General features: G+C 69.9%; 11 protein-coding genes. 6 read left to right on the plus strand and 5 right to left on the minus strand.

Annotated features, from left to right (window positions below):
• A partial coding sequence (locus D7V93_RS27195; RefSeq protein WP_147451359.1) for an NAD(P)/FAD-dependent oxidoreductase occupies window positions 1–1,308 on the plus strand: 1,308 nt, incomplete at its 5' end.
• Here D7V93_RS27195 and D7V93_RS27200 read toward each other — a convergent pair.
• On the minus strand, window positions 1,305–1,964 hold the full coding sequence (locus D7V93_RS27200) for an HAD family hydrolase (RefSeq protein ID WP_120646167.1): 660 nt from the start codon (window positions 1,962–1,964) through the stop codon (window positions 1,305–1,307). The two genes, D7V93_RS27195 and D7V93_RS27200, sit on opposite strands and share 4 nt — an antisense overlap.
• Before the next feature lie 129 nt (window positions 1,965–2,093).
• Here D7V93_RS27200 and D7V93_RS27205 point away from each other — a divergent pair, with 129 nt between their 5' ends.
• The 3 genes from D7V93_RS27205 (at window position 2,094) to D7V93_RS27215 (ending at window position 5,616) form a co-directional block, all read left to right on the plus strand.
• Window positions 2,094–2,996, plus strand: a complete 903-nt coding sequence (locus D7V93_RS27205; protein WP_158623875.1) for an AraC family transcriptional regulator — start codon at window positions 2,094–2,096, stop codon at window positions 2,994–2,996.
• Between the two features lie 34 nt (window positions 2,997–3,030).
• Window positions 3,031–3,807, plus strand: a complete 777-nt coding sequence (locus D7V93_RS27210) for a hypothetical protein (protein WP_120646169.1) — start codon at window positions 3,031–3,033, stop codon at window positions 3,805–3,807.
• 108 nt (window positions 3,808–3,915) lie between these two features.
• The gene (locus D7V93_RS27215; protein ID WP_208723167.1) at window positions 3,916–5,616 is read left to right on the plus strand and encodes an amidohydrolase; all 1,701 of its coding nucleotides are present in this window, start codon (window positions 3,916–3,918) and stop codon (window positions 5,614–5,616) included.
• Between the two features lie 12 nt (window positions 5,617–5,628).
• Here D7V93_RS27215 and D7V93_RS27220 read toward each other — a convergent pair whose 3' ends face one another.
• Window positions 5,629–7,641 (minus strand): hypothetical protein, encoded by a 2,013-nt coding sequence (locus D7V93_RS27220; protein WP_120646171.1) that lies wholly within the window; start codon window positions 7,639–7,641, stop codon window positions 5,629–5,631.
• Window positions 7,642–7,760: 119 nt separating this feature from the next.
• Between D7V93_RS27220 and sitA6 the strand changes: the two genes are divergently transcribed.
• On the plus strand, window positions 7,761–8,462 hold the full coding sequence (gene sitA6 / locus D7V93_RS27225) for a SitA6 family polymorphic toxin lipoprotein (RefSeq protein ID WP_120646172.1): 702 nt from the start codon (window positions 7,761–7,763) through the stop codon (window positions 8,460–8,462).
• A gap of 24 nt (window positions 8,463–8,486) precedes the next feature.
• Window positions 8,487–9,176, plus strand: a complete 690-nt coding sequence (sitI6, locus tag D7V93_RS27230; RefSeq protein ID WP_372338351.1) for a SitI6 family double-CXXCG motif immunity protein — start codon at window positions 8,487–8,489, stop codon at window positions 9,174–9,176.
• Here sitI6 and D7V93_RS27235 read toward each other — a convergent pair.
• The 3 genes from D7V93_RS27235 to D7V93_RS27245 are packed head-to-tail and all read right to left on the minus strand — an operon-like array spanning window position 9,163 to window position 10,857.
• Window positions 9,163–9,639: a hypothetical protein gene (locus D7V93_RS27235; RefSeq protein ID WP_147451360.1), complete on the minus strand. Its 477-nt coding sequence runs from the start codon at window positions 9,637–9,639 to the stop codon at window positions 9,163–9,165. The two genes, sitI6 and D7V93_RS27235, sit on opposite strands and share 14 nt — an antisense overlap.
• On the minus strand, window positions 9,636–10,058 hold the full coding sequence (locus D7V93_RS27240) for a hypothetical protein (RefSeq protein ID WP_244237535.1): 423 nt from the start codon (window positions 10,056–10,058) through the stop codon (window positions 9,636–9,638). Before D7V93_RS27240 ends, D7V93_RS27235 begins: the two co-directional genes overlap by 4 nt.
• A gap of 37 nt (window positions 10,059–10,095) precedes the next feature.
• Entirely contained in the window at window positions 10,096–10,857 is a 762-nt protein-coding gene (locus D7V93_RS27245) for a hypothetical protein (RefSeq protein ID WP_244237536.1), read from the minus strand.
• Between the last annotated feature and the right edge of the window lie 156 nt (window positions 10,858–11,013).

The raw sequence follows: 11,013 nt of genomic DNA on the forward strand, positions 1-11,013 counted from the left end.
GCGCTGCACCTGGAGCGGCGGCTGGGGCGGCGGGACGACGTGGAGGTGACCCTCGTCAGCCGCGACAACTACTTCCTCTTCACGCCCATGCTCCACGAGGTGGCGGCGAGCGACCTCAACGCGAGCGCCATCGTCATCTCGCTGCGCAAGCTGCTGCCGCACCTGTCGTTCGTGGAGGGCGACCTCACCGGGCTGGACCTCCACGCGAAGACGGCCACGGTGGCGCACGGCGGACTGGACGGCCACAGCCACACGCTGACGTACGACTCCGTGGTGCTGGCCATGGGCTCGGAGACGAACTTCTTCGGCAAGCCGGGGCCGCGCGACCACGCGCTGACGATGAAGACGCTGGGCGACGCGATGCTCCTGCGCAACTGCCTCATCGACCGGCTGGAGGAGGCGGACGCGGACTGCATGACGGCGGGCGGCCGCGACCACGTCGTCACCTTCGTGGTGGTGGGGGGCGGCTTCGCGGGCGTGGAGACCGCGGGCGCCATCAACGACTTCATCCACGGCGCCCTGCCCTTCTACCCGAACATCCAGCACGCCAACGTGCGCGTGATGCTGGTGCACGGCGGCAAGGAGGTGCTGCCGGAGCTGGGCGAGGACCTGGGCGCGTACACGCGCAGGAAGCTCATCGAGCACGGCGTGGAGGTGCGCACCGGCATCCACGTGCAGGACGTGACGGAGGCCGGCGTGGTGCTGCCGGACGGCACGGTGGTGCCCACGAAGACGGTGGTGTGGGCCGCGGGCGTCACGCCGCCGTCGCTGCTGGCGTCGCTGCCGTGCGAGAAGGAGCGCGGACGCCTCAAGGTGAACGAGCGCATGGAGGTGCCCGGCTTCCCGGGCGTGTGGGCGCTGGGTGACTGCGCGTCGGTGCCGGACCTCACCAACGGGGGCAGGCCCTGCCCTCCCACCGCGCAGCACGCGCTGCGCCAGGGCGAGGTGGTGGCGCGCAACGTGTGCGCGGCGCTGAAGGGCCGGCCGGGCAAGGCGTTCCGCTACCGGATGCTGGGGCAGCTCGCCGCCATTGGCCGTCGCTCGGGCGTGGCGCGCATCCTGGGGCTGAAGTTCTCCGGGACCTTCGCGTGGTTCCTGTGGCGCACCATCTACCTGTCGAAGCTGCCACGGCTGGAGACGAAGGTGCGGGTGTCGCTGGGCTGGGCGTTGGACCTGCTCTTCCGCAAGGACGTGGTGCAGCTCATCGGTCCGCGGGAGCTGGATCAGCTCACGCTCCCGTCAATGCCTCTCACGAGCTGGCAGCAGGTGCGGCAGGTGCAGGGGCTCCAGCCGCAATCCCAGCACTAGCCATCCAGCGGTGGCAGGTGGGCGAGGAGCCGCTCCAGGTCGGGCTGGAGCTCGTCCGGCGTGGCGCTGGCCAGCTCCTCCTGGGAGTGGGTGCCCCAGGTGACGGCGTAGGTGCGCAGGCCCGCGGCCTGGCCCGCGTGCAGGTCCAGCGTGGTGTCGCCCACCATCCACAGCCCTCCGGTGCCCAGCGCCGCGAGCGCGCGGTGGAGCACGTCCGGCGCGGGCTTGTGCGGGAAGCCGTCCGTGCCCTGCACGTGGTCCAGCAGGCTGCCCAGCCCCAGCGCGTCCACGAAGCGCCGCGCCATGTCGCTGCGCTTGGTGGTGGCGACGGCCAGCAGGTAGCCCCGCTCGCGCAGGGTCCGCAGCACCCGCTCCACGCCGGGGAAGGGCCGCGACTGGTTGAGGAAGTTCTGCGGGTAGTGCTCGCGGTAGGTCGCGCAGAGGACGGGCACATGTTCAGGCGCGAAGCGGTTGTACATCACGTCCAGCGGCTGGCCGATGAGGGCCCGCACCTCCGCCACGGGAGGCACCGGCAGCCCCACGTGCGCGAAGCCGTGGAGGAAGCTGGCGATGATGTCCGGCAGCGAATCCACCAGCGTGCCGTCGAGGTCGAAGAGGATGCCACGGGGGCCGACTGTGCTCACGCGCCGTTCCATATGCCCTGGAGGGCTCCCATGCACGGGTTGTCCATCACCGCCCGATATGTTCGCGCCCGGCGGGCGTTGTCCTCGCCAGGGGGATGCGCCACACCCGGACACACATCGCCCCGTCCGAGGAGCGCCGCGATGCGCCACGAGAAGCGAGGCACGCCCCACCCGCCCGCCGATGGCTTCTGGGTCCCCTCGGAGGTGCCCGGACTGGAGCTGCACCGGGCGGCGTACACGCGCTGGACCTTTCCCAAGCACTCCCATGACCTCTTCTCCCTGTGCGCCTACGACGCGGGCGCGCACGCGCTGCACCTGCAAGGGCAGCGGGTGGTGGCCACGACGGGCAGCCTCCTGGCCATCCCGCCCGGGGAGATGCACGAGGGCCGCGCGGCGGATGCAAGCATCGGGTGGGCCTACCGCATCCTCTACGTCCCGCCCCCGCTGCTCACCCGCGCGGCCGAGGAGGTGGGCGCCCCCCCAGGGACCCTGCCCGGCTTCGCCTCGCCCGTGTTCCAGGACACGGCGCTGCTGGAGGGCTTCACCGCCACGTTCGACGCGATGAAGGACGGGGCGGCTTCGGGGCTGGAGCGGGAGGAGCGACTGCTCGGACTGCTGGTGGTGCTGCTGCGGCGCCACGCGGGCCTGACGCGGCGGGGACGGCGGACCACCGCGTGCACCCCGGGCGTGCGGCGGGCGCGCGAGCTGCTGGAGGCGGATCCCACGCGCAACATCACGCTGGAGGAGCTCGGTCGCATCGCGGGGCTCAGCCCCTGGCACCTGGTGCGTGCGTTCCACCGTCAGTTCGGGCAGACGCCCCAGGTGTACCAGCGGGCCCTCCGGCTGCGCCGCGCGCAGGTGTTGCTGGCAGGGCCCCTGCCCATGGCGGAGGTGGCGCTCGCCTGCGGCTTCACGGACCAGAGCCACCTCATCAAGCACTTCGGCCGCACGTTGGGCGTGACGCCCGGGGCCTACCGGGCCGCGGCGCTCGCGGGGGGCGGACAGCGCAAGCGCGTACAATACGGGGCGCCCACGCCTCTCTAGTTTGGAGCCTTCTCGCAGCAAGGAGGATCCACACATGAGAGGCAACCTCATCGCGGTCGCGGTGCTCACGGGATGGCTCGCGGGCTGCGCGCAGGACGCGTCCCCAGAGGAGCTCCCAGGCGAAATGATTGAGCCCACGGCCACTCCGGCGGCGCAGGACGTGGAGCAGGACGAAGCGGAGCTGGGAGCGCGCGGCGCCGTGGTCCTCCCGCCCCAGGCGCGCGTCTTCGGCCGGCCCATCACCGCGTGGGCGAAGGAGTGGTACCGCTGGCACTTCCGCGTGCCGGCGAATCGCAGCCCCATGCTGATCCTGGAGCAGGACTGCGACGAGGATCAGGACGGCCCGGTCTTCTTCGTGCCCGTCTACGACCTGGACACCACGTTCCAGCGCACCTGCCGCGTCCCGAAGAACCGGCCCGTGCTGGTGCCCTTGTGGGTGATCATCAATGACTACCCCTGCCCGGATCCGTCCTTCGAACCGGCGCCGGGCCAGACGCTGGAGGACTTCCTCCGCCAGGGCGCCCTCGACTTCAACAATGGGACGCAGAACCTCGTGGTCACCGTGGACGGCCACCGCATCGACCCGCGCCGCCACCGCCACACGAGCGACCTCTTCACCTTCGACGGCGACCCCAGCCTCGTGGGGAAGATCCCCGACCCATGTCTCGTAGGCGGCGAGCAGCGCGGCGTGACGGATGGCTGGTGGCTGATGCTCCAGCTCGCTCCCGGCGAGCACGTGGTGAACGTGCGGGCCCTCGCTCCCTTCGGCGCTCCCATCGACTACACGTACACCCTGCGCGTGAGGCACTGAGTCCCACCGCATTCCAAGACTGGCCGCCGCACGGCGCGTGCGTCAGAGTGCCGCGCGATGCCCCGGGCCGGTGCCCGGGGCGGATTGCCAGGAGCGGGTGCGCGGATGATGCGAAGACGTCTCGGTCAGGCCTTGGGAGCCTTGCTCCTGGTGGTGGGCGCGGGCTGTTCCCACCGGGTGCCGGAAGCGACCGCCGCGGAGCAGGTCGTCTCCGGCGCTCCCACGGTGTACGTGGCGAAGCGCATCCGCACGTTGGATGCCGCGCGGCCCCTCGCGCAGGCGCTCGCCGTGCGGGATGGCCAGGTGCTCGCGGTGGGCAGCCGCGAGGAGGTGCTCGCGGCGGTCGGGCCCACCGCGCGCGTGGTGGACCTGGGTGATGCGACGGTGGTGCCGGGCCTCACGGATTCGCACGGCCACCTGGCGGGGCTGGGTCAGGCGCTCGCGGGCGTGCGGCTGGAGGGCACGGCGTCCCTGGACGAGGTCCGCAAGCGGCTGGAAGAGGCACCGCCCACGGCCTACCAGGGTGACTGGCTGATGGGTCAGGGCTGGGACCAGAACGACTGGGCGGAGAAGCGCTTCCCCACCCTCCAGGACATGGGCGTGCGCCTCCAGGACAAGCCCGTGGTGCTGGGCCGCGTGGACGGCCACGCGCTGTGGCTCAACGGCGAGGCGCTGCGGCGCGCGAAGATCACCCGCGACACGCCCAATCCTCCGGGCGGCATCATCGTGCGCCTCCCGGATGGCACGCCCAGCGGCGTGCTCATCGACAACGCGATGGACCTGATGAACGGGGTGATTCCCGCGCCCACGGACGCGCAGCACGCGGCGCGGCTCACCGCGGCGCTGGAGCACTGCGCGCGCGTGGGGCTCACCGGCGTGCACGACGCGGGCATGGACCTGCGCACCTTCCGGCTGCTGAAGCAGTGGGACAAGGAGGGCCACCTGGCCCTGCGCATCTACGCCATGGCGGACGGGCAGACGGCGGACCGCGAGCAGTACCTGAAGGACGGCCCCTTCCAGGGGAAGCTCCTGACGCTGCGCGCGGTGAAGCTGCTCACGGACGGCGCGCTGGGCAGCCGGGGCGCGGCGCTGCACACGGCCTACAGCGACGAGCCCGGCCAGCAGGGCCTGCTCGTGCTGAGCCCGGAGGAGTACTCGAAGCGCGTGCACGCCTTCATCGCGCGCGGCTTCCAGGTGGCCACGCATGCGATTGGCGACCGCGCCAACACGCTGGTGCTGGACACGCTGCTGCGCGAGATGGAGGCCACGGGGAAGAAGGACGGGCGCCACCGCGTGGAGCACGCGCAGGTGATGCGGCCGGAGGACATCACCCGGCTGGGCGCGAACGGCTTCGTGGCGAGCGTGCAGCCCACGCACGCCACCAGCGACATGCCCTGGGCGCAGGACCGCCTGGGCCCGGAGCGCGTCCAGGGCGCCTACGCGTGGCAGAAGCTGAAGGCCGCGGGCGCGGTGCTGGCGATGGGCAGTGACTTCCCGGTGGAGCGGCCGGACGTGCTCGCGGGGCTGTACGCGGCGCGCACGCGGCAGGACGCCAGCGGCCAGCCGCCGGGCGGGTGGCAGCCGGACCAGCGCCTGAGCGGCGAGGAGGCGCTGGAGGGCTTCACGGTGGGCGCGGCCTACGCGTCGTTCGCGGAGGACAAGCGTGGCCGGCTGAAGCCGGGCCAGGACGCGGACTTCGTGGCGCTGTCGGTGGACCCGGTGGACGGGCCCGCCACGGACCTGCTCACCGCGCAGGTGCGCCTGACGGTGGTGGCGGGCCGCGAGGTGTTCCGCGCGGCCGCGCCGTAGCGAGGCGCGGGCCTACAGCTCCGTCTCGTAGCTGAGCGACTGGATGCGCTGGTTGACGTCCGCCTGCAGGCGGGCGCGCTCCTGCTCCAGTCGCTCCAGCTCCCGCGCGATGGTCTCCAGCCGGTCTTCCTGCGCGTTGAGCTTGGTGACGAAGCGCTCCACCAGCTCCCGCTGCGAAGCGCCGCTCTTGAGCGAGTCGATGTTCGAGCGGATCCGCTCCTGGTCCTTGAAGAGCTGTTCGCGCTCCTCGGACAGCCGCTGGGTGTCGCGGTCGAGCTGGGACAGCTTCTCGCGCAGGGCCACCACGTCGCGCAGCGTCTGGGCGACGCGCGCGTCGATGAAGCGCGAGTCGAGGAAGAACGCCACCTCGTCCAACCCCAGGTTGCCGATGTGGTACTGGCGCACGCCCCGGGTGCGCTCGGTGACGACGAGGGTGTCGGAGGCGCCCGGGGCCAGCTCGCGCTTGAAGCGCCAGAAGCCGTCCGTGGTCTCCGCGGGGGCGGGCGCGTCCTTCATCAGCTCCCAGCCGGTGCGCGGGTGCTCCACGTAGAGCGTCTGCGGACGCTTCGCCTTGTTGCGCACGGTGTACTGCAGGCGGCGCTGGTGGAAGAACTCGACCATCAGGGTGCCGTGGTTGATCCGCGCGCGGAACACCGGGCCTTCGTCCTGGTGGTCCTCCAGGGACACGACGCAGGAGAGCTCCACGGCGTAGGGGACGAAGCGCACGTCGTCGGGCTTGAGGGTGTCGAGCATCGCCTCGCCCACGTAGGTCTCGTCCTCGGTGACGGTGACGGGACCGCCCTCCAGCGTGAGGCCGGTGGTGTTCTTGAACTCGATGCACGCCATCGGGTTCTTCTCGCGGGTGGCGCGGTTGTAGAGCAGCACGCGGCGGCCCTCGAAGGGGCGGTGCAGGATGGGGACGAGCGCGCTCTGGTTGCGGTGCACCGTCACGGGGCGGTCCACGCCGTACTCGAAGAGGTCGCCCACCTCCTTGGTCACGGTCTTCACCGCGGTGCTCTGCTCCAGCGTCTCGCGCATGCCGCCTCTGCCACCAATGGCGCTCCTCTTGCGGAAGGCGGGGGCCGGGGCGGCGGCCATGGGCATCATGCTGAGGCTGGGGGCCGCGCCCGAGCTGCCGAAGTCGCCGTCGTCCGCGACCTCCGCTTCGGATTCGTACGCCGCATCGGCCAGGGCCTCCTCGGGAATCACGGGCGCGACGCCGGCCTCCGAGCGCACCTCCACGACGGGGCGTCGCTGGTAGCGGGGGTTGTAGAGGTCATGGACGAAGGACACGGGGAGCCCGGCGATGAGCGACAGCTCCACGTCCACCCAGTCCTCGTCGCCGGTGTTGTCCACGAGCGCCCAGCCCTGGAGGAGCGGCGGCCGGGCCTCATCCAGGAGGATGCGGTAGCTGGTCTTCCACACGGGGGACTCCAGCACGTAGCTGACGAACAGCTCGCGCGTGCCCTCTCCGGCGGTGAGGATGGACAGCCGCTTGGAGTCCTTCTTGTACGAGGACATGACGGTGGCCAGGTAGAACTCCAGATCCTTGCGCACGGCCTCGTCGAGGAACTCCAGCTCGCCCAGCTCCAGCACGTCGAAGGTGCGCAGGGCGCCGCCGAGCAGCAGCGTGAGGAAGGGGCGGATGACGCTCGCTTCTCCTTGGACGACGGGGAAGGACTCCATGCCGACGATGACGCCCTCCACCTGACCGCCGCCGACACGCGCGCGAACGCGGGCGCCCTTCACCTGGCCGAGCAGCGCGGTGAGGCTGCCGTGTTCGGGGATGCGGATGGTGGCTTCGGAGAGGAGCTGTTCCAGGGGCTTGGTGGAGTCGTAGCTCACGGCGGAGACGGAGCCGCCGGACAGGTCCAGCACGGTCATGGACTTGAGCACGTCGTTCATGTCGCGCGCCTTGAAGTCCAGGTGCGCGGTCTCGCTGCCCGTCACCTTCCCCCGGCGCTCGAAGTAGCCGACGCCGTGTTTGTAGAGGACGACGCGGCGGATGGACAGGGGCGACGGCATGCGTGGGACTCCGGGAAGGGGACCGGAGGGAGGTCTAGCAGTGCCGGGGTAGGGGCTTCCACTGGGGGTGTGGATGGAAACCCTGCCATGGTCCAGGGTGGGTCCTTCCCGGGGGCTTCATGCGTTGGCTGTCGTGGTTGTTCGTGGCCCTGTGGTGCGGCTGTGCCTCGACGGCGCCGGTCACGTCGTTTTCTCCCGAAGCTTTCTGGGCGGAGGCGGAGACCGAACAGGCGTGTGAAGACAGCGGGGAGGACCAGTGCCTCGCGCCGCTGTGCACGGACGAGGCCTGCGCGCTGTTCCGGTGCGAGGACCTGGAGCCGGACCGCGTGGTGCGCACGCGAGGCGCGCTGGCGCCTCCGGTGTTCGTGGCACCGGGGAGCGGGCCACAGCGCAACTGGGGCAGCGCCCAGGGACTTCCGGACGACACACGGCCCGTCATGGTGTTCCGCTGGCATCCGCGCGAGAAGCTGCCCAGTCAGGTGCGGCGGGAGCGCGCGATGGAAGAATGGGCGAAGCGGCCCAAGGAGCGGCACCACATCTTCCCGCAGGCGTTCAAGGAGCACTTCGACAGCAAGAGGATCGACATCCACCAGTACGTGCTGGCCGTGGATGTCGACGTCCACAAGCGCATCCACCGTGGGAAGAACGGCGGACCGTGGAATCAGGAATGGCAAACATACATTGAAGGCCCTGGAGCGACAGCCCTCAGGAACCAGCATTTCGATCAGGCCTTCCTGATGATCCAGAAACATGGCCTCTTTGGTTTGACGATGACGTATTGGCAGCAGGTGGACCTCATGCCGATGCCAGTGGAGGACTGACGGGTGCGCTACTTCGAACTGGCCGTGCTGGGCGACCCCAATTCGGGCCAATGGAGCGGGACGTACCGCGCCAAGCGCAAATGGTATGTGCCGAGCCAGCTCTGTCCCCGCTGTGAAGCCTGGGGAGGAATGCAGGCCTATCCCTCGGTGGACCTGTCCAGCCTGCCGGACAACGATTCACTTGCCGAGATATGGCCACAGGCTCCAGAAGAGGTGGCACGCCGCGTAGCCCTGGTGCGTCCGTTCGTGCCACCTGCGCTTCCCCTTGAGCCGGGATGCAGGTTGGGTCCCCTGGTGGGAACAGCACACGGTCACTTCGGTCCCGTGACCGTCTGGCCTTCATGGCAGGTCCTCGTGCGGGAGGACGCGCGCGACCTGCTTCAAAGCTCGGGACTACAAGGCATCATCCCGGTCCGGGCGGAGCTGCGCACCCGTCGCACGAAGGAGCAGGCCCTCTACGAACTGGAAGCACGGCCCCTGGCGAAGCTGCATCCCGCATGCATCTACGACCGGGAGCCCACGTGCCCGTTCTGCGGGCGCCACGGCTTCACGCTTCCCCCCAAGCGCTGGCTGCTGGGCGAGTCCGTGCCCACGGGACTGGACCTCTTCGGCGTGGAGGAGACGACCCGCATCGTCGTCTCCGAGCGCTTCGTCGACACCGTGAACCGACTGGGCCCCAGTGACGTGGTCTACCGGGAGATCACGGTGGAGTAACACCTTGAACCGGAGGCCTCGGCAGGAGCCGGGGGTGGGACTCGATGGAGAGGATGCCCATCGTCCGCACCTCGATGGCGTAGGTCACGAGCTCGACGAACTGTTGCCCGGAAGCACAGCGCTCGAGATTGGGCTCGAAGCGGACGAGCAATACACTCTCCGGCAGGACCGCGGTGGTCACGTCATAGGACTCCCACTGGTCCAGACAGGGTGCACGGTCCGCGACGGGTTTCCGGTGGGCATCCCACGGAAGGAAGTCCTCCATCGCCAACTGGATGGCGGCGGCGACGTTGCCGTCCAGGCGGACGCGTCCCGCTTCGGGAAGCTCGAGCTGGGGAAACTCGACGCGGTCCGCTTCAGCCTGGGACGCATGAGGCACGATGCGATGTGCAGGAACGCACGCTTGGAGCCCCAGCCCCAGCACCCATGCGAACCAGAAACCGACAGGGTGACGAGGGTTCATGGCCACCTCGCGGCCAGGATGCGGCGCTGCTTCACGTCCACGGCATAGGAGAAGGAGCCGGCGTCGTTGGGCAAGGGCCCGCCCCGCGTGCAGGCGCCCGGACTCAACGAGACGCGAACCCAGACCACTCCCTCGGGTCCCGGCGCGGCTTCGATGTCGTAGGACTGCCGCTGGAACAAGCAGACCTCCTGCGGGGATGCGCTTCCGGCCGGAGTCCTCTCCCGGGGAAGCACATCATCCATCACCAGTTGGATGGCGAGGGCCGTCGCGCCTGGGAGCGACTGTCCTCCCGCCTCTGGCAGCACATGGGGAAACTTGAACCATGCCGCCTCCTCGCTCGGAACGAAGTGGATCCGCTCATTGCGCGGCGCACAGGCCCCCAGCGACAAAGCCCACAGCAACAGGCACCACCGTTTCATCGGGACTCCACGAGGAGGCAGGTTGCGCAAGAGGAGCTCATTCGTCGGACAGTGCCGTAACGCGACCTGAAGCTTTGTCGTCCTGCAGGATGAGGCCAATCCTTCGCCAACGGGAGCCTTCGCGCACGAACAACTCACCGGGGCGGTCTTCATCCAGATGGGGCACCAGTTTCTGGATGGTACAGCGGGTGTCGAACTGGATCCGGATGAGCCAGAGCTGGTTGCGAGCCTCCCGGTCCCGGGGAGACATGCTCGACGGTGCCCAGGGATGGCTGTGGAAGTCCGCGATGAGCGTGGCCCTGCCTCTTGCATCGCGGACCGTGCGGGGCGGGTAGCAGGCCTTGCGGCGCTGCGGGCCCAGCGGCTCCCGGCTTCCCAGGGGCGAGGGATGGCTTGCGTAGTAGCGCCCGTCACCCACCGTGTAGAGCGCTCCGCAGTACTCCTGTCCGTAGTCCTGGAGCGTGGCCCGGGGCAGCTTCATGATCTGGGGGCAGAGTTGATCAATGACCGCATCGACATCCTCGGAGGGTTGGATCGCGGGCCACGGTCCTCCTGCCCAGATGGCGGTGCCTGAAGGAAGGAAGCCGAAGGCCTCTCCTTCCTCGGGGGCCCCGGGTGTCGCCGCGCAGCCCATCGCCAGGAGCGAAGCCAGCAGCAGGACGTGTCGCCCTGTTCCATCCACCCACGAACCATTCCCCATGCGTGTCGAGAAAAGCACGTTGGCCCCACGCATGAGCAGGAACTCCGCGCTGGCCTCGCCCCGGGCCCGGTGTATCAAGCGGCCTGCGAGGGGGCGCATCCCGTGACGCCCCTCCCGAGGCCCACCGCATGCGATGCATCCGTTCCCATTCCTCCTCCCGGCCCCTCCTGCTGTGCGCCGCGCTCGTCCTGGGCGCGGGCGCTGGCTGTGAGAGCGTGAAGCCCCGCGCCACGCCGCCCGCGGATGGCACCACCG

The organism is Corallococcus llansteffanensis (genome assembly GCF_003612055.1).
Taxonomy (GTDB): Bacteria; Myxococcota; Myxococcia; order Myxococcales; family Myxococcaceae; genus Corallococcus; species Corallococcus llansteffanensis.